20 protein-coding genes are annotated in these 24,272 nt (G+C 45.4%); 3 read left to right on the top strand and 17 right to left on the bottom strand.

Annotation, left to right across the window (positions count from 1 at the left end; translation table 11 throughout):
• Positions 1–44 precede the first annotated feature (44 nt).
• Positions 45–1,091 (bottom strand): glycerol-3-phosphate dehydrogenase, encoded by a 1,047-nt coding sequence (locus OCV65_RS08405; protein ID WP_262581685.1) that lies wholly within the window; start codon positions 1,089–1,091, stop codon positions 45–47.
• 324 nt (positions 1,092–1,415) lie between these two features.
• On the opposite strand from OCV65_RS08405, the gene OCV65_RS08400 reads away from it, so the two are divergent.
• Entirely contained in the window at positions 1,416–2,504 is a 1,089-nt protein-coding gene (locus OCV65_RS08400; protein ID WP_262581684.1) for a LacI family DNA-binding transcriptional regulator, read from the top strand.
• 13 nt (positions 2,505–2,517) lie between these two features.
• Here OCV65_RS08400 and OCV65_RS08395 read toward each other — a convergent pair whose 3' ends face one another.
• Entirely contained in the window at positions 2,518–3,171 is a 654-nt protein-coding gene (locus tag OCV65_RS08395; RefSeq protein ID WP_118383317.1) for an HAD family hydrolase, read from the bottom strand.
• Between the two features lie 114 nt (positions 3,172–3,285).
• On the opposite strand from OCV65_RS08395, the gene OCV65_RS08390 reads away from it, so the two are divergent.
• A complete protein-coding gene (locus tag OCV65_RS08390; RefSeq protein ID WP_118383316.1) occupies positions 3,286–3,732 on the top strand; it encodes a GatB/YqeY domain-containing protein in 447 nt (148 codons plus the stop codon).
• An 84-nt stretch (positions 3,733–3,816) separates the two neighbouring features.
• Here the strand turns inward: OCV65_RS08390 and OCV65_RS08385 are convergent, their stop codons facing one another.
• The 4 genes from OCV65_RS08385 to pth form a co-directional block, all read right to left on the bottom strand.
• Positions 3,817–7,422 (bottom strand): ABC transporter ATP-binding protein/permease, encoded by a 3,606-nt coding sequence (locus tag OCV65_RS08385; RefSeq protein ID WP_262581683.1) that lies wholly within the window; start codon positions 7,420–7,422, stop codon positions 3,817–3,819.
• A 118-nt stretch (positions 7,423–7,540) separates the two neighbouring features.
• On the bottom strand, positions 7,541–8,575 hold the full coding sequence (locus OCV65_RS08380) for a peptidylprolyl isomerase (protein WP_262581682.1): 1,035 nt from the start codon (positions 8,573–8,575) through the stop codon (positions 7,541–7,543).
• A 74-nt stretch (positions 8,576–8,649) separates the two neighbouring features.
• Positions 8,650–11,991, bottom strand: coding sequence for a transcription-repair coupling factor (gene mfd, locus OCV65_RS08375; RefSeq protein ID WP_262581681.1), 3,342 nt, complete (start codon positions 11,989–11,991; stop codon positions 8,650–8,652).
• A gap of 6 nt (positions 11,992–11,997) precedes the next feature.
• Positions 11,998–12,579 carry an aminoacyl-tRNA hydrolase gene (gene pth, locus OCV65_RS08370; RefSeq protein ID WP_118383312.1) on the bottom strand — a complete coding sequence of 194 codons (582 nt, stop codon included), beginning with the start codon at positions 12,577–12,579 and terminating at the stop codon, positions 11,998–12,000.
• A gap of 117 nt (positions 12,580–12,696) precedes the next feature.
• Here pth and OCV65_RS08365 point away from each other — a divergent pair, with 117 nt between their 5' ends.
• Positions 12,697–13,128 (top strand): FMN-binding protein, encoded by a 432-nt coding sequence (locus OCV65_RS08365; protein WP_262581680.1) that lies wholly within the window; start codon positions 12,697–12,699, stop codon positions 13,126–13,128.
• A 52-nt stretch (positions 13,129–13,180) separates the two neighbouring features.
• On the opposite strand, the gene OCV65_RS08360 is transcribed toward OCV65_RS08365, so the two are convergent.
• The 11 genes from OCV65_RS08360 to mraY form a co-directional block, all read right to left on the bottom strand.
• A complete protein-coding gene (locus OCV65_RS08360; RefSeq protein ID WP_118451716.1) occupies positions 13,181–13,444 on the bottom strand; it encodes a glyoxalase in 264 nt (87 codons plus the stop codon).
• A 21-nt stretch (positions 13,445–13,465) separates the two neighbouring features.
• On the bottom strand, positions 13,466–14,116 hold the full coding sequence (locus OCV65_RS08355) for an HAD family hydrolase (protein WP_262581679.1): 651 nt from the start codon (positions 14,114–14,116) through the stop codon (positions 13,466–13,468).
• Between the two features lie 57 nt (positions 14,117–14,173).
• Positions 14,174–14,950 carry an RNA polymerase sporulation sigma factor SigG gene (sigG, locus tag OCV65_RS08350; protein ID WP_262581678.1) on the bottom strand — a complete coding sequence of 259 codons (777 nt, stop codon included), beginning with the start codon at positions 14,948–14,950 and terminating at the stop codon, positions 14,174–14,176.
• Positions 14,951–15,070: 120 nt separating this feature from the next.
• Positions 15,071–16,678, bottom strand: coding sequence for an MBL fold metallo-hydrolase RNA specificity domain-containing protein (locus OCV65_RS08345; RefSeq protein ID WP_262581677.1), 1,608 nt, complete (start codon positions 16,676–16,678; stop codon positions 15,071–15,073).
• Between the two features lie 63 nt (positions 16,679–16,741).
• Positions 16,742–17,473 (bottom strand): RNA polymerase sporulation sigma factor SigE, encoded by a 732-nt coding sequence (gene sigE, locus OCV65_RS08340; RefSeq protein WP_118383308.1) that lies wholly within the window; start codon positions 17,471–17,473, stop codon positions 16,742–16,744.
• 12 nt (positions 17,474–17,485) lie between these two features.
• A complete protein-coding gene (locus tag OCV65_RS08335) occupies positions 17,486–18,259 on the bottom strand; it encodes a sigma-E processing peptidase SpoIIGA (protein WP_262581676.1) in 774 nt (257 codons plus the stop codon).
• 261 nt (positions 18,260–18,520) lie between these two features.
• Positions 18,521–19,756 (bottom strand): cell division protein FtsZ, encoded by a 1,236-nt coding sequence (gene ftsZ, locus OCV65_RS08330; protein ID WP_118383306.1) that lies wholly within the window; start codon positions 19,754–19,756, stop codon positions 18,521–18,523.
• A 162-nt stretch (positions 19,757–19,918) separates the two neighbouring features.
• Positions 19,919–20,782, bottom strand: coding sequence for a cell division protein FtsQ/DivIB (locus tag OCV65_RS08325; protein WP_262581675.1), 864 nt, complete (start codon positions 20,780–20,782; stop codon positions 19,919–19,921).
• A gap of 38 nt (positions 20,783–20,820) precedes the next feature.
• Complete coding sequence (locus OCV65_RS08320) at positions 20,821–21,897, bottom strand: FtsW/RodA/SpoVE family cell cycle protein (RefSeq protein ID WP_118383304.1); 1,077 nt, start codon at positions 21,895–21,897, stop codon at positions 20,821–20,823.
• Positions 21,898–21,913: 16 nt separating this feature from the next.
• The gene (murD, locus tag OCV65_RS08315) at positions 21,914–23,266 is read right to left on the bottom strand and encodes a UDP-N-acetylmuramoyl-L-alanine--D-glutamate ligase (protein WP_262581674.1); all 1,353 of its coding nucleotides are present in this window, start codon (positions 23,264–23,266) and stop codon (positions 21,914–21,916) included.
• Positions 23,267–23,283: 17 nt separating this feature from the next.
• On the bottom strand, positions 23,284–24,240 hold the full coding sequence (mraY, locus tag OCV65_RS08310; RefSeq protein ID WP_262581673.1) for a phospho-N-acetylmuramoyl-pentapeptide-transferase: 957 nt from the start codon (positions 24,238–24,240) through the stop codon (positions 23,284–23,286).
• Positions 24,241–24,272: the final 32 nt, after the last annotated feature.

Genomic DNA, 24,272 nt, shown 5'->3' with positions numbered 1-24,272 from the left:
AAAGTCAGCCGCACTTCTGATTAATATAAGGATTTTGTATTATTCTAATCCAGATCATCCCATGTAAATGCATCCCACGGGATATCCACTTCTGCGCCCTGATTGAGAATTGCATCGATATGCATCAGAAGTGGATATTCCTTCAGATCTACTTTACCTCTCTCCGCAAGCTTCTTCACTGCTCTTGCCGTTCTGGTAGCGATCACGATAGATTCCAGTGTCACACCTTTCAAATCTTCCATTGCCTGCTCAAAAGTCAGTCCTCGTCCAAGCAGAGTTCCGATCATTCTTGTTCTTCCGCCGAATACCGTCACATACAGGTCTCCCACACCGTGTACCAGATGTTCCGGCTTTCCGCCGACAAGATTCAGGAGTTTACCCATTTCTTTCATACTCTGACCAAACAGAGCTGCCTGTGAATTGTAGTGCTGTGCACCGATCTTACCATCTTTCTTTTCAGCCAGTCCTACCGCCAGAGTAACTCCCAGAGCATAAGCATTCTTCAGCGCAACCGCACACTCTACCCCTACCACATCGGTAGAAATACTGATATGGTAATAATCTGTTGCCATCAATGAACGGATATATTTTAATGTCTTCGGATCTTTACCGCAAAATGCCACATGACTGTTATCATGATCTGCCAGTTCATAGCTGGTACAAGGACCTCCGATCGCATTAAAGTTCAGATGTTTTCCTTCCGGCTGACGCTCTTCAAAAATGTATGGATAAGGTACCATCGTCCCGTCTTCCCGGTCTACCATTCCTTTGGTCACAGTAAGAAGCGGCACTTCTTCCGGAAGCACCGGCAGAATCTCATCGCAGAACCAGTCCAGTCCAAAACTGCTGACACCGCCAATGATCAAATCCGCGCCTTCCAGTGCTTCTTCAAATTCCTCAATCTGATAATACTTAATACCATCATGAAGTGTTCTTTTTAATGTGATATGATAATTGTCTTTTCTCAGTCCGTTGATGATTTCGCGATCCAACGGCGAGCCAACCAGACGTACCTCGTGTCCGTTTTCAAATACCGGGAATGTCAGTGCTGATGCCATCTGTCCTGCACATACAAATGTAATTACGCTCATGTTTAATCTCCTCTTCAATTTCGTTCCGTTCTTATTACGCTGTGATTAAATCACGTTTTTTTCTCTCTGTCAAATGCTCCAGGCGGCAGTTTTCCGTCATTTTCTTATATTTACTACTAATCATTCGTTTTGATTAATTAGCATTTTTCTCTGCTTTCTCACTGCTCTTTTTCTCAAGATTCATTTTCCCTTTGATTTATAGTACTGTTCTTGACTCCATAATTAATCAAACATATAATATTAATAATCAAAAGTCACTTTGATTAATAGCTGTTTATTAATCAAAATTGTTTGATTAATCATAGGCCGGAGGTACATACATTTATGGGAAAAAGAAAGAAAGTCACGACCAGAGATATTGCAGAAGCATTGGGTGTTTCCCAGTCTACCGTGTCCATGATCCTCAGCGAAAAGCCGCGGGTATCATTTTCACAGGATACCGTAGATAAAGTCCGCGCTATGGCTGAACAGATGGGCTATGCCGAACAGGTTCCTGATGTCAGCCGCAAGAGCAAGGCGCTGGCAAATACCATCATTGCCATCTGTCCGAATCTGTCCGGCGGATATTATTCCATGCTGCTCCATTCGATCATTGAACAGGCGAATCAACATAAATATACTGTTCTGACTGTGACTACGCTCCGTGATGCCCGGATTGAACATATCTATCTTGATCTGCTGGCAAGAAACCAGTTAGCCGGTATCATCGTTCTCTATCCGATGGCTCAGATTCCTAAACTGAATGAACTGGCGGGCAAAGTTCCAGTCATTTCCATAGGTGACAAACCGGGTAGCTATCATTTTGATGCCGTCGTATTGGACAGCAAGAAGCCAGCCATGATGATTGCTGAGCATCTTCTTTCACTTGGTCATACACATTTCGCATATGTCACAACTCCTGTACATGGTCAGGAAGTTGGCCGAATCCGCAGACTGGCAGGTATCAGACAATGTCTGGAAGAACACGGACTCCCGGAAGATCATCTGGAAATTCTTTCTACATCAAGAAAGGAATTCGCAAAATATCCGGGCGATCGGGCCGAATATCAGAACGGCTATGACCGAACCATCGAAGCACTGCAAAATGGTACTGCCTCCACCGCATTTATCGGTAATAATGATATGACTGCATTGGGTATTATGGATGCGATCACAAAACTGGGATATAAAATTCCATTCGATTATTCCGTCTGCGGATTCGACAATATTCCGCTCGCTTCCATGAAGCAGATCTCCCTGACTACGATTGAACATGCCACTGTTCAAAAGGGTCATGAAGCCGTTGATCTTATCCATAAAAAACACAGCCAGGATCATTCCGGCAGACAGCCTTCTTATACTGTCCGCCTGGAATATGAACCCCAGCTGATCGTACGTAATTCTACCGGCAAATGCCGTAAGAATCTGCGCTGATTATATTCATCTATTAATTATTCGCCAATATATCTTCCACCGTCACATCCCGATAGGATGTAATCACATCATCTGCCAGACTGACATCCTGTCGGTATGCCTGCGGTGGCACATATGCGTGACAATACATACCCGCTGTCTTTGCTGCGATTACGCCATTATATGCGTCCTCAATCACCACACACTCCTCTGGTTTCATGCTTATCTCTTTTGCCGCTTTCAAATACACATCCGGCGCCGGTTTCCCATGTTCACATTCCGCACCGCTGACCAACGCCTTAAAACATCCTTTAATCCCCAATGTCTCCATATTATGAACAATATTATCCATCGTCGAACTGGATGCCACAGCCATTTTTACATCCGCATCGTGCAATTCACGGATCAATTCCAGCACGCCGTCCATCGGCTGCAGACCACCTATCTGAATCTGCTGATCTCTGTAGGTAACCACTTCGTCCATACACTCCTGCGGTGTCTTCGCCAGATGATAACGCGCCTGCAACACCGTACAATTATGAAGTAATGGACTGCCAAAGAACTCCTGCAGATCTGTTGGCTCCAGATGAATCCCATTTCTCTTCAACAAATCCAGCATGCCATCCACATAAAAACGTTCCGTATCCGTGATCACGCCATCCATATCAAATAATACTGCTTTTCTCATATTTTCCTCCCCATCGTTCAATTACTTTTATCATACATGGTCGGTTCCGCAATTGCAATCCTTCTGCACATCTGTTAATATATAAACATATTTGTAAACAAGGAGGACAAGCACATGAGTAAAATTGATGAAGTAAGAGCCGATATGGTCAAGGCAATGAAAGCCGGAGAAAAGGAAAAGAAAGACACCTTATCCCTTCTGCTTGCAGCACTGAAAAATAAAGCCATTGACAAACGTGCTGACCTGACTCCGGAAGAAGAGACTCAGGTTATCATGAAAGAGATCAAACAGACAAAAGAAACTCTGGAACTGACTCCTGCTGACCGCACCGACATTATTGAGGAATGCAAGAAGAGACTGGCTGTTCTGGAAGCCTATGCTCCTAAGATGATGGATGAAGACGAGATCGAAGCTGTCATTCAGGCAACACTTGCCGAGCTTGGCATTGATGCTCCTACCGGCAAGGACAAAGGCCGCATCATGAAGACTCTGATGCCTAAGGTAAAGGGCAAAGCCGACGGCAAACTGGTCAATCAGTTACTGATGAAACATATGCAGTAATAAACAAATCCGCTTACGGGAATCTACGCACTGATATGTGCCCGGATTCCCGCAGGCGGATTTTTATTATCCTACTATATTTTCCTACTCTGTCCGAAGCGCTGTTACCGGATCACTCTTCGCCGCTTTCTTCGACGGAATCAGTCCGCCGATCAGCGTCAGCACTACACTAAGGATGATCAGGATCACAGCCGGCACCGGAGGCAGCACCGCATTGACACTGGTATTATCTGCCACATGGTGAATGATCATATTGCCCGGTATTAGAAACAATAACGAAAGGCCGATACCGATCAGTCCTGCACACAGACCGATGATAAAGGTCTCTGCATTAAATACCTGTGAGATATTCCTCTTAGATGCTCCAATCGCCCGGAGGATACCGATCTCTTTCTTACGCTCCAGCACGCTGATGTACGTAATGACACCGATCATAATGGAAGAAACCACCAGCGAAATCGCCACAAATGCGATCAGCACATAGCTGATCGTATCTACAATATCAGTCACAGACGACATGAGTGTTCCCACCACATCTGTATAGGAAATCACCTGTTCATCCTTTCCTTCTTTTTCCATTCTCTGGTTATAATCATCCAGAAGTTTTACCACTTTTTCTTTATTATCAAAGTCTTTCGGGTAAATGGAAATCTGTCCCGGTTCATCAAAGTCCACATAGCCAAGCTTCTCTAAGTTGCTGTCGTAGTTCGCGCTCTGGGTATTACTCATGGACATCATAAGCTCTGACAGATCCTGTTCCGTCATATGGAACTGGAATGCATCTGCAAATGCATCCGCATCAATCTGCATCGCACCTCCTAACGCGTTCTGCAGATTACTTCCGATCTGCGCCATCGTCTGTTGCATACCGGTCTGAAGTCCGGCTGCAAGCTGAGTCATAATCTGCTGCATTGCCGATGTGATCTGTGTCTGTAGTGCTTCTGACAACGCACCTGTATAAGCACCCATCACCTGCTTCATATAATCATTCATAGCAGCTGTAAGCTGGCTTTGCAGACTGTCCATATCGATGGCTTCTGACATCCCCTGCATCAATCGTTTCTGTCCGTCTTCCGTCTGCAGGTATTTCATAAAATGCTGTCCCATCTGCGCCGGATCCGGATAACCGTAAGCATTCGCATATGCCGAATATCCCTGTGCAAGTTCCTTCGCCATTCCCTGAAGGTCTGCATCCGATATATCAAACGTAGCTGCACCGAACACCTCATTCGCCCAGTTTGTCATGATCTGCTTCGCTTCAGAGGTCTGCAGATACTCCTGCAGATATTCTCCAAAGTAGTCAGCACTTGTCTCTGCCTTTCCCTGTACATAGCTCTGCATCCCAGTCATGACACGGGTGATCAGATTTTGCATCTGTGCTGTTGTGATCACCACATCCCCATTCTGCTGCAGGATGGATCCAAGATATTTGCGGATAATATTCTTCGCATCATCCGTTGTCAGATACTCCGAAAAATGCTCACCCAGCGTATAGTAATCCGCCTCCGGATGGTCCTTCACATATTCACTGTATCCTTCATTCAGAATCTGGATCATCTTCTCCATACCGCCAGGCTTCATCGTGATATCAAGATGTGACAGCATATCTCCAAGATTAAACTCCGGCATATCCGATACATCCAGATTAATCTGGCTGAGATCCACCATGCCAGACAGATTCATAGAACCGCCATCCAGTGTAAATGTATCCTGCAGATTCATAGACGACGGAAGTGCCAACGCATCACTCAATCCATTCAATGAACTTCCATCCATGCCAAATGCTTTCTGCAGTGCTGATTCATCGACGGTAAACAGAGAATTCATATCGAATCCACTGTCACCGTCTTCTCCAAAGGTCTCTCCGGTAAATACATTCGTACCGGAATCAGCTAACTGCGTCTTTACGATCTCACTGTCCGCTGCATTCTCTGCCACATGACGCACCAGAGATGCCGGATAATTAATACCCGGTGTCAGTGCCGATGCCTTGGCATCCTCACCCGGCTGTACAATTCCTACAATCTCCAGATCCTCGCCCTGATTCACCAGATTCTTCATGTATTCTTCATTGTCCGTCTTATCCTTCCAGACATTATACTGACTATCATATTCATAATAGTCTGCGCTGTTCACCAGTTTGAACTTCTTACCCAGAATATCATCATAGGTATATTCTCCCAGATCTGTCGGTGTCTGGATATCTTCCTCATTTGCAAACTCCCGAATCATATCATCCAGTTCCATCTGGTCTCTGAGTCCCAATGTATACAGCATAAAGTCACTGATACTTCCGTTGGAAGTAAGCACTAGCACACATTCATGATAATTCTCCGGCCAGCGTCCTGCCTTCACTTCATATTGATTCTTATAGAGCCTCGCATTCTCCGGCATCTCATAGAACACATTGGTGCTCATCATCGAAGACATCATACTGTTCGTTCCCGCGGTCGATCCAAGTCCAAGTGCCGCAAATGACTGATCCGGATTCACCTGACGCACACTGTCTGCATCCTGTCTGTAGATCTGCGGTGTCACTCCATACGTATACTCTACTGCAGTCGTATACTTTTCAATCCCGGACTCGTCACTGTCCAGATATTGTTTCAGAGATTTCAGATCATTGGAATTCATCTGGGAAAACATATTCGTCACCATCTCCATGACCTTGACTTTACCATCCGACTTCTTACCACTGTTATCCTTATCCGATGCCGCCGCTGCATTTCCTACCATCATAGATGATATGTCAAATCCCGTACTCTGGATCTGCAACGGGTATTCAGATAATGTATCCTCTTCCACGGATTTAATATAGCCATTAACACCATTGGACAGTGCAAGGATCAGTGCAATGCCGATAATACCGATAGATCCTGCAAATGATGTCAGCAACGTACGCGCTTTTTTCGTCCACAGATTGTGAAAACTCAGGGACAGTGCTGTCAGAAATGACATGGATGACTTGCCCATATTCTTATGCTCCGGTTCTTTCATAGCCGGTTCATTTAGCATATATTCATCCGTATCGGAACAGATCTTTCCATCTTTTAAGTTCACAATTCGGGTAGCGTACTGTTCTGCAAGTTCCGGATTATGGGTAACCATGACTACTAACTTGTCCTTCGCCACATCCCTTAAAAGATCCATCACCTGTACGCTGGTATCACTGTCCAGTGCTCCGGTCGGCTCATCTGCAAGAAGGATATCCGGGTCATTAACCAGCGCTCTCGCGATCGCCACTCGCTGCATCTGTCCACCGGACATCTGACTCGGCCTCTTGTGGAGCTGATTGCCAAGTCCCACCTTCTCCAACGCATCCACTGCACGCTTTCTGCGCTCATTCTTACCGATACCCGAAATGGTCAACGCCAGTTCCACATTGGCAAATACCGTCTGATGCGGAATCAGATTATAACTCTGGAATACGAATCCGATGGTATGATTCCGATAAGAATCCCAGTCTCTGTCCTTGTATTTCTTCGTGGATATTCCATTGATGATTAGGTCACCGCTGTCGTACCGGTCCAGTCCACCGATCACATTCAACAGCGTCGTCTTACCGGAACCGCTGGGACCTAAGATTGCCACGAACTCATTATCCCGCAGATTCAGACTTACATCATCCAGTGCCTTCTGTACCAGATTCCCCGTCCGATACTCTTTACAGATATGTTGTATCTGAAGCATGTATTTCCTCCTTTAACGTTTTAGCGCTTTAATATAATGCCCCTGATATTATTAAAAAGACCTCCGAACCGTCTGCCATCTGGCATTAGCGACTCAGAGGTCATGTCTTTATTAGCTTTTAGTTGGCTGAATCCGTGCTTTCCTCGCTGTCTTCTGTATGCAGAGTAACCTTCAGATCATTAAAATCTACTTTCTTCCACACACTCTTCTTCACACTGATGTCGCCTTTCTTTCTCCAGCCCTTAATCACTTCATCATACTTGTCCTGTTTTCTCTGGGAAATGATCGTCTGTTTCTTTTCTTCGGTCGCTTCCTGATCAAACAGGCTGGTAACCTTTGCTACATAATAGCCATTATCCGTCTCGATGCAGTCTGTCACGCCGCCTTCATCCAGTGCATCTGCTGCCTTCGCAAGTGCCTCTGGTACGGATGCAGATCCCTCTCCGTCAAAGCTTGCTTCCGATACCGTATATCCCTGTGTCTGTGCAAAGCCTTCAAAATCACTTGTCTCTTTCGCACCTTCCGCAAATGCCTCTGCATTCGCCTTTACATTGGCTTTTTCTTCATCGCTGAGTGACTGATAAACACCATTGGCATCTGTCGTGTTAACCGAGAACAGTACATACTGCATGGCTTTCTGCTTCGCCTCATCATCTGTTACGTTCGTATCTGCCTCTGCTTCGATGGCATCCGTCATCTTCTGCTTGATCGTAGCCAGTGTCAGATAACGCTCTACATACTCAGTATCTCCGGATACCTTTTCCTTATCGTCTTTGTCGTTATCCTTGCTGAATTCCTTGGCAGCATCTTTAATCGCTTTCTTCTCATCATCAGAAAGACTGATCTTATAATCATCCATATGATCTTCCAAGAGATACATATTCTCCAGATCCTTCAACACCTCATCCTTTACAAGCTTCTCATAAGTCTTGCCTTCGGATGCTTCCGTCGTCCACATATTATCTCCCAGATAGCTGGAATACATACTCTCATACTGTGCCTGTGTCATTCTTGCATAGAAATTCGCAAGTCCTGCCGGAATCTCATCTCCTGCTACCGTCGCCACAGTGGCACTATCTTTCAGCCCGCATCCTGTCAGTGATGACGTTACCATCGCACCTGCCAGTACAAGCATTGCCAGTCTTTTTTTCATATTGCATTTCCTCCTGCTTCTCATGTGGATGCTTCATTATATCACCCACAACATCTATTAATTTTAGCATTATTTTAAGTATCAAGCAATGCTTTCATGGCATTTAAGACATTTTTCACAACTACCAGAGCATCCACAGCCTTCGCCTTCCGGTTCTTCTTCTTTTCTTCATAAATAAACACCGGCGGCTCCTCTGGTTTAAAGGTCAGATCCCCTTTGTACTGCTGGATCAGCTCCGGTATCTTCTCCGGACGCACCTTCGCTTTCTCGTACATGGTAAATATATACTGCTCACCTTTCTGCTCCACTGCTGTCACATAAACACTATGCGCCAATGCCTTCAGCGTTGCCACTTCCAGAAGCTTCATAACCTTTCGAGGAATATCACCATAACGGTCGATCAGCTCTTCCGTCATATCTTCCATCTCTTCTTCATTCTCAATCGCCGCGATCCGTTTGTAGATATCCAACTTCTGATACTCATTCGGAATATATGAATCCGGAATAAATGCATCTACATTCAGATCCATTGTAGTCGTAAAGCCCTCATCCTCCGCTTCACCTTTCAGCGTACGCACTGCCTCGTTCAACATTTTGCAGTACATATCATATCCAACCGCTTCCATATGTCCATGCTGCTCTGCTCCCAGCAGGTTACCTGCGCCCCGGATCTCCAGATCCCTCATGGCGATCTTAAATCCAGACCCAAGATCCGTAAATTCACGGATCGCTGCCAGACGCTTCTCTGCTTCTTCCCGCAGTAATTTATTTCTCTGATACATTAAAAACGCATATGCCATACGGTTAGATCGTCCCACACGTCCACGGAGCTGATACAACTGCGACAGTCCCAGCCGGTCTGCATCGTGGATGATCATAGTATTGGCATTGGAAATATCCAGTCCTGTCTCAATGATCGTGGTCGATACCAGCACGTCAATCTCGCCATTGATAAAGTCCAGCATGATCTTCTCAAGCTGATGCTCCCGCATCTGCCCATGGGCATAGGCTACCACAGCTTCCGGTACCAGCTTCTGAATATGCGCACTGACTTCCGCAATATTATCCACCCGATTATAGACATAATAAACCTGTCCCTGGCGGGCGCACTCCCTCTGGATAGCTTCCCGCACCATCTCGTCATTATATTCCATTACATACGTCTGAATCGGCATACGCTCTTCCGGTGCCTCTTCCAGCACACTCATATCACGGATTCCGATCAGGCTCATATGAAGGGTACGCGGGATTGGTGTTGCCGTAAGCGCCAGCACATCTACATTTTCCTTCAGCTTCTTGATCTTCTCCTTATGCTGGACACCAAAACGCTGTTCCTCGTCAATGATCAAAAGCCCCAGATCTTTGAATTCCAGATCATCACTGAGCACCCGGTGGGTACCGATAATAATATCTACCAAGCCTTTTTTCGTATCCTCGATAGTCTTCTTCTGCTGGGCTGCCGTCCGGAATCTGCACATCAGATCCACCCGCACCGGAAATTCCTTCATACGCTGGGCAAAGGTATTGTAATGCTGCTGGGCAAGAATCGTCGTCGGCACCAGATATACGACCTGCTTATTCTCCTGCACTGCCTTAAATGCCGCACGGATTGCAACTTCCGTCTTGCCATAGCCCACATCCCCACAGATCAGACGGTCCATGATCTTAGTGCTCTCCATATCCTGTTTTACCGCATCAATGGCAAGCATCTGATCTTCTGTCTCCTCAAACGGAAACATCTCTTCAAATTCCCGCTGCCATACGGTATCCTCGCCATATACGAAACCTTCCTGCTCCTGTCTTGCCGCATACAACTTCACCAGATCTTTTGCGATTAATTGTACCGCACTTTTGACGCGTTTTCTCGTTCTGGTCCAGTCCTGCGTGCCAAGACGGTTCAGCTTTGGCTTCCTGGCATCGGCGCTGGCGTATTTCTGGATCAGATCCAGCTGCGTTGCCGGAATGTACAGATTACCGCCTGCTGCATATGAAATCTTCATATAATCCTTGGCAATCTTATCCGATTCAATTTTCTCAATCCCCTGGTAAATGCCGACACCGTGATTCTCATGTACCACATAGTCGCCCACCTTCAGTTCCGTAAAGTCACGGATCTTGCGACCTTCGTATTTTTTACGCTTGCGTTTCTTACGCACTTTACCGAAAATGTCCGTTTCCGAGATCACCGTAAACTTCAGCATCGGATACTCATAGCCCTCTGCCACATGACCATAAGCTGTCATAATCTCACCAGGCTGCACTTCTCTGTCCTGCTCTTCACTGTAATAACTGCTCAGATTATAATCTCGCAGATCCTCCGCCAGACGCTTCGCCCTGGTTCTGGAACCTGACAACAATATCACTCTGTAATCATTCCGCTTCAGACGCTTCAGATCTCTCGTCAGCGTCTCAAAACTGTTATTATACGGATTCACACTCTTCGTATTAATGCTGAATTTATTCCGGAATCTGAAACCATTACCATGAGTATCCAGCGCAGACAATCCAATACAGTAATAGGTATTCATCCGCTTTACGATCTCTGCCGTCTCATACAGCTCCATCTCATCATCCGATACTTCATAACCGCTTTCCACGCGCTTTGCCTGCGCTTCTACAAATTCCTGTTCTACCGCCTCGCCCTTTTCCACCAGTCTGGCCGGTTCATCCAAAAATACCAACGTATCTTCCGGTGGAAAATATTCCAGAAATGACACTCGTTTTACCGGTCTTCCCGGAAGCTCATCTGCCGGATAGATCACTGCCTCATCCAGATTCTGCACGGAACGCTGACTGTCTGTATCGAAGCTTCGAATAGAATCCACTTCATCTCCCCACAGCTCAATACGCACAGGAAGCTCCCCAGTCAACGGATAAATATCCAGGATACCACCGCGAATCGCAAACTGTCCCGGTCCGTCGACCTGTTCTTCCCTGTCATAGCCATTCTCCGTCAACGCTTTCCGGATCTCATCAAAGTCCAGTGTCTGTCCGTTTTCAATCCGGATCACCCGGTCTTTCATAGCACCTTTCACTGGAAGTGCATCCATAAATGCATCAAAAGACACCACTACAGTCAACGGTTTTTCCTCCAGAATTGCCTGTACTACTGTCATGCGGGATTCCTGAAGTTCCTTGCTGCGGATATCTGCCTGATAAAAAAGGAAATCCTTTGCCGGATAAAAATAAGTCTCTGAATCCAGCATATGATATTCCTCATATACCTGTCTTGCTTTTGACTCACTGGAACAAGCGATGACTCTGTATTTACAGCCATCGCCCAGTGCGTACATCATATGCGTTTTCTGAGAATTTACACAGCCGGATATCTGCAGTACTCCGGCTTCTTTCTGTTTTTCTTTCTGAATTGCTTCAAATTCAGCTAGTTCCTGCAACGGCCCTATCAGCGCCTGCATCTGCCTCTACGCCTCCTGTTTTGCTTTTTTATTATATTCGTTCATGGCCTGCTCTACATCACCCGCCACAAGCATCTCTGCTGCGTGCATGGCTCTGGTATAGCCTTCCTGCATCTTTGCTCTGTCATCCTTAGAAAAATGTCCCAGCACATAATCTGCCAGATCATAGCCGGACGGTTTCTCACCGACACCTACTTTGATCCTTGGAAATACATTCGTACCCAAATGGCTGATAATGCTTTTGATTCCGTTATGACCTCCGGCACTTCCTTTCTTACGGATCCGGAGCTGTCCCACATCCAGACTGATATCATCATAGATTACAAGAAGTTCTGTCTCTACATCGATCTTATAAAAATCTGTCAGTGCCCGGAGACTCTCTCCGCTGAGATTCATATAAGTCTGCGGCTTTGCCAGAAGGACCTTGCGTCCCGCAATGATCCCGGTGCCCGTCAGTGCTTTTCCTTTCCGTGTCTCTACAGAAATATTATATTCATCCGCAATGCGGTCTATCACATCAAATCCTACATTATGTCTTGTACCTTCGTACTGTTTCGTAGGATTACCAAGTCCTGCAATAATATACATCGTTCTTACCTCCGTTCCTTATTCTACAAGAGAAGCTCCCATTTGTCACGCATAAATCCCTTCCTCCCTGCATACATTTATAGAAATAATACCAGGACCACTGATAAGGAGGCCATTATGAGTTCCAAAACCAGAATCGTTGTCTTACACATGAAAGAGATCATTTATACAGCGATCTTTGCTGTCTTAGCCATAGTACTGATCCTGCTGCTTATTTTCATGTTTCTGCCTAAAGTACGGGGCAGTCATAACAAAACAGCCAAATATAATCCAGGCGTCTATACTTCAGATCTGACGGTTGGAGATACCACGCTTTCGCTGGAAGTAACCGTCTCAGAAACCGAGATCACATCCATTCATTTCTCCAATCTGAATGAGACAGTCTCTGCCATGTATCCATTACTTCAACCGGCAGTTGAGGAGATTGCCGACCAGATCGTCGCCAACCAGTCTCTCGATGATATCCAGTACACAGAAGAGACTCATTATACCTCTCAGGCAATCATAAATGCTGTCGATGAGGCATTGAAAAAAGCCGCGGCTAATTAGCTGCGGCTTCTCAGTTCTTATTCTTCTTTTTCAATTTTTATCTCAGATTCTTCTATCCTTCTACAATCAGATACTGTCCGCTCGGCAGTGCAAATACTTCTGCGGCTTCCTCAATCTCTTCCATTGACATGCCATCTACATCCATGCCCTCTTCTTCCAGAAATTCCTTAACTTCTTCGATATTGTTCACAACTGCTGCCATGCAATCTTCCAGAAATGCCTCTGCTTCTTCCAGCGTATCAGCTACCGGCTCATCAAAGAGCTTGCCCTGTTGTTCCAGAAACGCCTGCAGACATTCTTCATCGTATTCATACATATCTCTTATCCTCCCTCACGACTATGATACGAATTGTAATAACTGATCCGGTGTAGTGATAATATGCTCTGCTCCTGCAGCCTCAAGTGTCTTCCTGTCACGGAAGCCCCATTCTACGCCAACGCTCTTAACTCCTGCCGCACGTCCTGTGACAATGTCCACCTCAGAATCTCCCACATACAGGCACTCTGATTCAGGAATCTGCATATTCTTAAGAATGTAATGGATACCAGCCGGATCCGGTTTGCGCGGAATTCCATCCATCTGTCCCTGTACATAATCAAACAACTCTTTTCCGAAAAAGGTCTCTACCACATCTAGGGTCTGTTGATGCGGCTTATTCGACAACACTGCAAGCCTTATTCCTCTGTCCTTCAGCTCTTCCAATGCTTCCGGGATTCCTGCATAAGGTGCTACATGGTACGTACAGTTCTCCCCGAAGACTCTGCCATATACCTGCATTCCCTCTTCAATCCGTGTCGCTCCTTTATCGCCTGCTGCATTCAATGCCTCTTCTATCAGCTTCCGTGCTCCATTCCCTACAAATCTTCGGCACTGGTCTCTGCTGATCTCAGTAAGTCCCATCTCCTGCAAAGTCAGGTTCACTGAATATACCAGTGAATCAAGTGTGTCTGTCAATGTTCCGTCAAGGTCAAAAATGCATGCTTTCATAATCCGCTCCTTTCTGTATCTATCATAGTATGAAAGGAATGAAAAAGCAACCGCTAATTAACTCAGATACTGACGCATACTTTTGAGGGCACATTTCTCCAGGCGGCTTACCTGCGCCTGGGAAATGCAGATCATATCTGCCACTTCCATCTGTGTCTTTCCTTCAAAAAATCGAAGCTCTATGATATACCGTTCCCGCTTTCCAAGGCGATCCAATGCTGCCTCCAGTGACAGATTCTCCACCCATTTTTCTTCTTTGTTCTTGCGGTCACTGATCTGATCCATCACGTACAGTGGATCCCCACCGTCATTATAGACCGGCTCCTGCAGACTCATCGGTGCCTGTATGGCATCCAGCGCATAGACAATATCCTCACCTGAGATACCTATCTCCTGCGCGATTTCTTCCACCGTAGGCTCCTTCTGATTACGCTTCACATAGGTTTCCCTGGCATAGATTGCCTTATATGCCGTATCCCGTAACGATCTGCTCACCCGTATGCTGTTGTTGTCCCGCATGTATCTTCGGATTTCCCCTATTATCATCGGGACAGCATAAGTGCTGAATTTCACATCCAGCTCCGTATTAAAATTATTGATTGCCTTGATCAGACCGATACATCCGATCTGAAACAGATCATCCGGGTTTTCATTGCTATTACCGAACCGTTTGATAACACTTAACACCAATCTCAGATTTCCCTTAATATACTGTTCTTTCGCCTCTTCATCCCCTGCCTTGATACGCGCAAACAAAGCTTCCTTCTCCTGATTACTCAGGATAGGAAGCTTTGCTGTATTCACTCCACATATTTCCACTTTTCCCTGTGCCATTACGAACCTCCACCAGATGTATATTGGCTGTATCCACAGCTCTATCTAGTAGAAATTCTCTCCATATGGTCAGGTGTTATTCTCCCTTGAGGAAAATAAAAAAATTTTTAGTCCTTGACATTAACGATCCCATTTGTCTGCCAGATTCTGAATCTGTGTCTCGAATTTGGCCAGATCTTTGTTCGCCAGTCCTTCATTCTTAAGAACCACCTGCAGCAGTCTTTTAGCAGCTGCAACCACACGTTCAAATGCAGCATTGGCACGTGCTCTTGCCGGCTTCTCAGCAGCCTTCTTCGGTACCGGTGTACCTGCCGTAATCACTGTATTCGTCGCCAGATCCACACAACCACCGGAATACGGTGCAAATGCTGGGCATCCGATCTCTTTGGATGCAAGCTCTGCAAAGCTGTCTGTCACATGATCCTCACCATGTACAACCATGATCCTCTCTGGCTTCTTCTCAAAACCATGCAGCCATGCCAGAAGTCCGTTCATATCTGCGTGACCACTGATCCCCTGCAGGCATTCAATCTTCGCATTGACCATAATACTCTCGCCAAAGATCTTAACGCACTCTGCACCTTCTACAAGCTTTCGTCCAAGAGTTCCCACTGCCTGATATCCTACAAAGCAAATGGTACATTCTTTACGCCAGAGATTGTGCTTCAGATGATGTCTGATACGTCCTGCATCACACATGCCGGAAGCTGAGATGATAACCTTCGGCTTCTCATCAAAATTAATCTCCTTAGAGTCATCGCTCGTGATAGACGTCTTTAATCCCGGAAATACCAGTGGGTTAATACCCTGTTCGATCAGCTTCATAGCATCCTCGTCAAAGCAGGACTTTACATTCTTATTGAACACTCTGGTAGCTTCAATCGCCAGTGGACTATCCACATAAACTTCAAAATCCGGATACTCTGGAATCCGGTTCTCTTCCTTAATCTCCCGGATAAAATACAGGATCTCCTGCGTCCTTCCTACGGCAAAGGATGGGATCACTACATTACCGCCCCTGTCAAATGTCTCTTTCAAAATACGGGTAAATTCGCCTACATAATCCGGAATCTTATCTCCGTGTGTCCGGTCCCCGTATGTAGATTCGATCACCACATAATCTGTCTCTTTTACACACTGAGGATCTTTGATGATCGGCTGGTTCAGATTGCCTACATCTCCGGAAAATACAATCTTTTTAGACACGCCATCCTCATTGATCCAGATCTCAATACAGGCTGATCCTAGCAAATGTCCCACATCGGTAAATCTTACCTCAATGCCTTCACACAGTGTGATCCTCTGATTATAATCACACGGAGCCAGCAGACGGATCGCTGCATCTGCATCCGCCATGGTATACATTGGTTCATAGATCTCTGCACCGCTTCGTCTTGCCTTTCGGTTGCGCCATTCTGCCTCAAATTCCTGGATGTGCGCACTGTCACGCAGCATAATATCACACAGATCTGCTGTAGCAAATGTCGTAATGATCTCACCCCGGAATCCTTCTTTTGCCAGCAGAGGAAGCTTACCGGAATGATCGATGTGCGCATGGGTCAATAATACGTAATCGATGTCACCCGCATTAACCGGAAGCTCCTGATTCTCATACAGATCCGGTCCCTGTTCCATACCACAGTCAATCAGAATATTCCTGCCACATGCCTGAAGCAAATGACAGCTTCCAGTCACTTCATGGGCTGCTCCTATAAACGTAAGTTTCATACCGTCATCCCCTTTTTCTTATGTATCTGTCACGGTTCTATTGTTAGGTTTATTATACTACATTCACACATATTTTACCATTTCTCTGCGCAATCTCTGCATGATTTTCTTCTCCAGTCTTGAGATATAAGACTGGGAGATCCCAAGTATATCCGCCACCTCTTTCTGAGTCTTTTCCTCCCCGTCTCCGGTACCGATCCCGAAGCGCATCCGGACGATCATCTGCTCCCTTCTGCTCAGTCTTCCAAGCGCTTTCAGAAGTACTCTGCACTCTGCTTCATGCTCCAGATCCCGGGTGATTGTATCCTCTTCCGTCCCCAGTATATCTGACAACAGCAATTCATTCCCATCCCAGTCCACATTTAACGGCTCATCAATGGACACTTCCAGCCTGGTCTTATTATTTCTCCTGAGATACATCAAAATCTCATTTTCAATACATCTGGATGCATAGGTTGCAAGCTTGATCTTCTTCTCCGGATCATAGGTATTGATCGCCTTGATCAATCCGATCGTACCAATGGAAATCAGATCCTCCACACCAACTCCTGTATTATCGAACTTTTTAGCTATGTATACGACAAGTCTGAGGTTATGCTCAATCAGCTTCTTTTTCACTTCCTCCTCCCGTTCGGTGCCAATCCCGGAGATAGCTTCCGCTTCCTCTCTTGCATTTAACGGTGTCGGAAGGATATCGGCACCACCAATATAAAAAACTTCTTTCGTTTCCGGAAATAAAAATGTTCTCACCTGTGGAAATATCTTCCATCCAAGTCCTGCTGCCATACTCATCATTACACCCTCCTGCTATATATCTGGATTTAATATCATGTCATATCTCGTTCCAAAAGAGGCGTCATCACTTACTGCGATCATGGGTTTCTCATAGCTCTGCTCTTCTCCTTCGATCCACAGGCTGTCGATGGTAACCACCGGCAGCATTCCTCTGCCTTTTCCGATGGTGTGATATTCAATCTTGCGCAGACTTTTCAATTCTTCCAAAGACATCAGCTTCTCTGCCATATGCCTTGTGATAATACTGACTGCCTTCCCACTCACCGGATCCCGCAGATGATTTCCTGTATCAATCACAGCCGCTGCCGAACACGTTCTTTCCCCATACACCAGCCGTACTTCACAGTGGATCTCTCCAAAATGAAATAACAGTGATAACATTTTCAGCGCCCCGGAAGCCAGATAATAGCTCGCTACCGCAAGTGCAAAGAACAGACTTCCAACCTGTGCATACTGTCCGAGAAAGGAAAATATCCCCCCTGTCAGGAATCCACCGATATACAGAGTAATCATTCCCCTTGCAAGCTCCGGTCCTTTGCGGATCCTCAATCCCACTATCAGCATAATTCCAGGAATAATCAAATAAAAAAGTCCATATTTTATAAACGTATAAGGTATCCTGACAGCGACCACTACGCAGGTTGCAAGCGCCCCGGCAAGTGCTGCCAGACAGATCCGCCAGACAGGCTCGCGAGAACACAGTACATGCTTTGTGATCAGGAGCAATATGTAGTCCATCAGGAAATTCTCCAGAAATAATACGTCTATATACAGCTCATAATACACACGATATCCTCTCTTGAATAATAATTCGTTTTTTTCTGTTTTTTCTTCTGAATACTAAATCGATTTGGTAATCAAACAAGACCTATTATAAAGAACGAGAGATAAATATTTTGTCAAAAACAGAACAGACGCATAACATTTTTACTGCCAAGATTCTTTCCTTTTTTTGTTGCAATAATGACTATTACGTAAAAGAACCGCTGTAATTGCAGAATAAAACATCTGCCGTTACAACGGTTCTTCGAATCGTGTCAATATTAATTATTTTTTGAAGAAATCCGGAATCTTAATGGACTGCTCTTTCACCTTAGCAGTCGGGATCTTCGGTGTATCCAGTGTCGGTGATGTACCGCCTACTGTTCTTCTTGGAACTGCTGTTGTACCACCGTTAGAAGTCGGTGCAGCTCCCATATCCTGCTTAGCTGCATGTGATGCGTAAGTCGGTCTCTCAGTATATGACTGTCTCTCATAAGAAGATGCCGGTGGAACCATACCCTGACGCTGTACGCCTTCCAGTCTGGATTTTAATTTAGAGGTTGTGCCGCCTACATTATGTAAGCCTGTAGCAATAACTGTGATTGTAGCTTCATCAGCTCTTGAATCATCGTACATAGCACCAAAGATAATATTAGCCTCTTCACCTGCAAGTTCCTGAACATATTCAGCTGCATCTGCTGCATCCATAAGAGTGATATCACCGGAAATATTGATGATAACATGAGATGCACCCGCGATCGTAGTCTCAAGAAGCGGACTGGCAACAGCCTGCTTAACAGCTTCCAGAGCCTTATCATCGCCGCGTCCCTGACCGATACCGATATGAGCAATGCCCTTATCTGTCATAACAGTCTGTACATCAGCGAAGTCGAGGTTGATCAGTGATGGTACATTGATCAGGTCTGTGATACCCTGAATACCCTGCTGCAATACCTCGTCAGCCTTCTTCAAAGCTTCTGGCATGGTTGTCCGTCTGTCTACAATATCAAGCAGCTTGTCATTTGGAATGACAATTAGCGTATCTACACTTTCTTTTAACTTCTCAATACCAGCAAGGGCATTGTTCATACGAGTCTTAGACTCAAAACGGAAAGGCTTGGTTACAACACCAACAGTAAGTGCACCCTGCTCCTTGGCAATACGTGCGATTACCGGTGTGGCTCCTGTACCGGTACCGCCACCCATACCACAGGTAACAAATACCATGTCCGCACCTTTCAGTGCTGCCGAAATCTCTTCTGCACTTTCCTCAGCAGCTTTTTCACCAATCTCCGGTCTGGCACCAGCGCCAAGTCCTTTTGTAATCTTATCTCCAACCTGCATCAGTGTCGGAGCCTTGCACAACTGAAGTGCCTGCTTATCTGTATTAACAGCTATAAATTCAACACCGGCAATCTGCTCGTCGATCATACGGTTCACAGCGTTGTTACCGCCGCCGCCGACACCTACAACAATTATCTTTGCCGCTGCTTCTGATTCGTTTGTCTTAATTTCCAGCAAGAGTTTCTCCTCCTTCGTCATCCTTATTATATAAATATACATCCCATATCGACCATGTCTGATACATCAGATGCACACAGACTCTGCCATATATAGTATTATAATATAAGCTTTTTGGCAAAATATCAATAGGAATTTACCGATTTTTCATAATATTCACAACTATTCTCCATAATAAGTTCCCTGAAAGTCTGATGTGTCATAACTGTCATCCAGTGAATCTTCTGATGTTGTATCGTCTTCTAATGTTGCATCGTCTTCTGATGTCGTATCATCTTCTGATGACTCATCTGCCTCTTCCTCAGAGAACGTGATCACATTGGAATCATTCTCGTAATGCTCCAGATGAAGCACACCGCTCTTACCCTCGAGTTTTGCGATGATCGGTGAGATCTGCGCCATCTTCTCTGTCGTAATATCTGTACCAAGCTGTACACAGATATCGCCAAAGTATAGATTAATCCCATCATCCTCATACACAATCCGATCCGGTTTCAAATTATAATTCTTCACTTCCACAGCCACATTAAGAATTGCCTGCAGGAGCTTATTACTCTTTACTTTTATTTTCTGATACAGCTTGGTGCTGCTGGCATCTATGCCTTCAATCCCAGGCACGCCATCTCTGAGTTCCGTACTCTTATGCACAATCTTTCCATCTTTGTCAAAGTACGCATACTCACTGCCTTCATCTAAATATCCGATAATCGTTTTTTCCTTTACCGTTACTTTTACTGTCCATGGACTCTTCAGACTTACCTTCATAGAATCCAGACTCTTCGGTGTATCATGCTTCAGAAAGCGATATTTTACCAGCAGATAAACTGAATTGAATGACAGCGTATCCTTCTGCATCGATTCTGTGATCACCTCATTTTCTGTATAATCATTACCGCTTACTTCAATCTTCTGTACATAGAACAAAAGTCCAAACCCGATCACTATGATCGCAATTGCCAGAACCAGCGTTACTAATGCATACACTCTGTGATTCTTTTTTCTCCTTCTTCTCCGTTTCTTTGCCATTTATACTCCTCCTGCGTAGTTTCCCATCTCTTTATCCATTATCCAGCCGACACACTGAGCACCAGACCCATCTCAAGCAGCAGAAACACTACTGATGTTCCTCCATAACTGATAAAAGGAAGTGTGATCCCCGTATTAGGAATCGTATTGGTCACTACCGATATATTCAAAATCACCTGTATCATCATATGTGCCATGGCTCCTGTTCCGATCAGCGCACCAAACAGATCTTCTGCATGTGTCGCGATCACAAAGAACCGCCATATCAGAATCAGGAACAATATCAGTACAAAGCCTGCTCCCACCAGCCCCAATTCTTCACATATAATGGAAAATATCATATCATTCTGCGCTTCCGGCACAAAACCAAGCTTCTGAATACTCTCACCCAGTCCTCTGCCGAATAATCCACCGGAGCCGATCGCATACAGTCCCTGCAGCGTCTGATATCCTTTCTCATACTGTTCCGGATTACGCCAGATTGCGATTCGCTCCAGGCGATAGCTCTCCAGTGCCAGAAACACAGCCATAAAGCCACATCCCAGCACCCCCATCCAGATAAACTGTGCATATCTGGGACTTGCCACAAAGATCAGCACTGCAGCAATCCCCAATATAATAATTGCCGTACTCAGATTACTGGCCCCCACCAGACCAACTACCGGCAGTACACACAGCATAATCCGAAGCATCGTCCAGATACTGCTCATCTTCTCCACATTTCTCGTCACAAGATATGCCAGGAACAGAATAACTGCCACCTTGGCATATTCGGACGGTTGAAATGAAAACGGTCCCAAAGACAACCATCTTTTGGAACCGTTATATTCATCACCGAACAATACGACTGCAATCGACAGAAGGATTGCACCCAGATACGCCGGAATCGCGAATTTCTTCCAGAAATGGTAGTCCGTCCCGGCCATCACAAACATCGCCACAACGCCAAGTCCTGTCGCAAACAGCTGCTTCTTCAGATAGTAAAAAGAATCATGAAACTTCACTTCCCCATTGTAGGCACTGGTACTGTACAGGATCACCAATCCGATGATCATGATCAGAAACAGCGTCACCAACAATGTGTGATCATAGCTTTTCTTTTTCAAGTCCGGCACGAAGCGCCAAGCCTCCTTACAGAGAATTTACAATTTCTTTGAATTTATCTCCGCGTTCTTCGTAGTTCTTAAACATACCCCAGCTTGCACATGCCGGAGACAAAAGCACTGCCTCTCCTGGCTCAGCAAGCTTTGCAGCTGTAAGCACCGCATCTTCAAATGTATCTAACAGCATAATATCCGTAAATCCACACTCTTCTGCCTCTTTGGCAATCTTTTCTCTGGTCTGTCCGATCAGAAGCAGTTTCTTTACTTTGCCATCAAAACTCTCAATCCATTCTTTGTACTCGGACTGTTTATCGTAACCACCACCGATCAGATACGTTGGACGGTTCATTGCCTGAATTCCACGGATCGCAGCATCCGGATTCGTCCCCTTGGAATCATTGTAATATGCCACACCATTCTTCTCTGCCACAAATTCAATACGGTGTTCAACTCCTGCAAATTCTTTAATTGTCTTACGGATGCTGTCCATCGGTACACCATAAGCTGCTGCCATAGCAACTGCTGCCATTACATTCTCATAATTGTGTACACCAAGAAGTTTAAGCTCCTTTACATTGCACACCAGACATTCATCCGGATTCCGGTAAATGATGTTACCATCATCCAGATAGATTCCTTTATCCAGTTTACGCTTGCTGCTGAAATATAGAACCTTCGTCTGCAATGTTTCACCAAATTCACGAAGTACTTCGTCCTCATAATTCAATACACAGGTATCTTCTGCTGTCTGATTGATCGCCACATTCTTCTTAGCCTGTATGTATGCTTCCATCGTATGATGACGGTTCAGATGATCCGGTGTAATATTCAGGACAGCAGATACTCTCGGTCTGAAGTCCACAATACTCTCCAACTGGAAGCTGCTCATCTCCGCTACGATCACAGAATCATCTCTGGTCTCATCTACTACATTGGTGTAAGGGATTCCGATATTACCAACTACAAATGCGCTGTCATATACAGCCTTCATGATCTCTCCAAGAAGTGCTGTCGTCGTAGTCTTACCATTGGTACCGGTAATCGCAAGTACTTCTCCTTTGCCAAGCTCATATGCAAGCTCAATCTCGCCTACTACCGGAATATCTGATTCCCGCATGCGATTCACGATCGGAAGATCCGTCGGCACACCGGGACTGATGATCACCAGATCAAGTTTACCAAGAAGCTCTTCCGGGAACTCTCCCAACACGATATCCGTCTTCGCGCCATCCTTCATCTTGCCGCGGATCTCCTCCACATCCAGCTTGTCATTGCCATCATAAAGCGTCACAGACGCTCCTCGTTCTTCCAGAAGTCCTGCTGCTCCGATTCCACTGATACCAGAACCGAACACCAGCACATTTTTTCCTGCTATATCCATGATATCCTCCTAATCTGTTACATCGCCATCAGCGCAACCATGCAAAGCAGTGCTGTAATAATAGAAAATACAGCCACAACTCTGGTCTCTGACCAGCCACAAAGTTCAAAGTGATGATGGATCGGTGCCATCTTGAAAATTCTCTTTCCACCGGTTTTCTTAAAGTAGGTGACCTGAATGATAACTGACAGTACCTCTACCAGATAAATCAGACCTACAATAATAATGAATAACGGCATCTGAAGCATATACGCCGCGGAAGCCACAAATCCTCCTAATGCCAGGGAGCCTGTATCTCCCATAAACACGCTTGCCGGATATACATTGAACAGAAGGAATCCAAGCAGCGCACCTACAACTGCTCCGGTCACAGGCTCAATCCCGCTCTTGGTACCAATCGCAACTACAGTGAAGAACGTAGCCACAAGTACAGTAACACTGGAAGCCAATCCGTCAAGTCCATCCGTAAAGTTCACACCATTGACTGTACCGATCACTGCAAAGAACAGTACCGGAATTGCAAGCCATCCAAGATCCAGATACCTGCCACCTGAAAACGGAACCAGCATTTTCAAAGAAATGCCTGCCACTTTCACCAGATAATATGCAAAGATTGCTGTTACTATAATCTGTAACGCCATCTTCTGTTTTGGAAACAATCCGTCCGAACGCTTCATGACTACCTTCAGATAATCATCCAGGAATCCGATCAGGCCAAAACCGATCGTCACAAAAAGTACCGGAATGATCTGCGGATTACTTCTGATGTAAAACAACGAAGTAATCAGTATACTGAGCAGGATGATCACGCCTCCCATAGTTGGCGTTCCTGCTTTTTTCAAATGCTCTTTTACTCCTTCCTCTCTCTCTGTCTGCCCCATCTTCAGGTTCCTCAGTACAGGAATGATCACTGGTCCCATAATTGCACTTAACGCGAATGACACCAATACCGGAATAAATATTTTATAATCCATAACACACCTCATCGTCTCTTTTGCTTTTTTCT

Source organism: Dorea ammoniilytica, from assembly GCF_025567415.1.
Classification (GTDB): Bacteria; Bacillota; Clostridia; order Lachnospirales; family Lachnospiraceae; genus Claveliimonas; species Claveliimonas ammoniilytica.
This window is presented reverse-complemented; position numbering and strand designations above follow the sequence as displayed.

What these genes read in the sequence shown, in the direction of transcription:
- OCV65_RS08395 (WP_118383317.1), bottom strand. Translation starts at nt 3,171, where the DNA reads ATGAGAAAAGCAGTATTATTTGATATGGATGGCGTGATCACGGATACG.
- OCV65_RS08365 (WP_262581680.1), top strand. Translation starts at nt 12,697, where the DNA reads ATGAGTTCCAAAACCAGAATCGTTGTCTTACACATGAAAGAGATCATT.
- murD (WP_262581674.1), bottom strand. Translation starts at nt 23,266, where the DNA reads ATGGATATAGCAGGAAAAAATGTGCTGGTGTTCGGTTCTGGTATCAGT.
- OCV65_RS08355 (WP_262581679.1), bottom strand. Translation starts at nt 14,116, where the DNA reads ATGAAAGCATGCATTTTTGACCTTGACGGAACATTGACAGACACACTT.
- mfd (WP_262581681.1), bottom strand. Translation starts at nt 11,991, where the DNA reads ATGCAGGCGCTGATAGGGCCGTTGCAGGAACTAGCTGAATTTGAAGCA.
- OCV65_RS08400 (WP_262581684.1), top strand. Translation starts at nt 1,416, where the DNA reads ATGGGAAAAAGAAAGAAAGTCACGACCAGAGATATTGCAGAAGCATTG.
- pth (WP_118383312.1), bottom strand. Translation starts at nt 12,579, where the DNA reads ATGTATATTATTGCAGGACTTGGTAATCCTACGAAACAGTACGAAGGT.
- OCV65_RS08345 (WP_262581677.1), bottom strand. Translation starts at nt 16,678, where the DNA reads ATGAAACTTACGTTTATAGGAGCAGCCCATGAAGTGACTGGAAGCTGT.
- OCV65_RS08405 (WP_262581685.1), bottom strand. Translation starts at nt 1,091, where the DNA reads ATGAGCGTAATTACATTTGTATGTGCAGGACAGATGGCATCAGCACTG.
- OCV65_RS08325 (WP_262581675.1), bottom strand. Translation starts at nt 20,782, where the DNA reads ATGGCAAAGAAACGGAGAAGAAGGAGAAAAAAGAATCACAGAGTGTAT.
- sigE (WP_118383308.1), bottom strand. Translation starts at nt 17,473, where the DNA reads ATGATGAGTATGGCAGCAGGACTTGGATGGAAGATATTTCCACAGGTG.
- sigG (WP_262581678.1), bottom strand. Translation starts at nt 14,950, where the DNA reads ATGGCACAGGGAAAAGTGGAAATATGTGGAGTGAATACAGCAAAGCTT.
- OCV65_RS08360 (WP_118451716.1), bottom strand. Translation starts at nt 13,444, where the DNA reads ATGTATGAATACGATGAAGAATGTCTGCAGGCGTTTCTGGAACAACAG.
- mraY (WP_262581673.1), bottom strand. Translation starts at nt 24,240, where the DNA reads ATGGATTATAAAATATTTATTCCGGTATTGGTGTCATTCGCGTTAAGT.
- OCV65_RS08380 (WP_262581682.1), bottom strand. Translation starts at nt 8,575, where the DNA reads ATGAAAAAAAGACTGGCAATGCTTGTACTGGCAGGTGCGATGGTAACG.
- OCV65_RS08385 (WP_262581683.1), bottom strand. Translation starts at nt 7,422, where the DNA reads ATGCTTCAGATACAACATATCTGTAAAGAGTATCGGACGGGGAATCTG.
- OCV65_RS08390 (WP_118383316.1), top strand. Translation starts at nt 3,286, where the DNA reads ATGAGTAAAATTGATGAAGTAAGAGCCGATATGGTCAAGGCAATGAAA.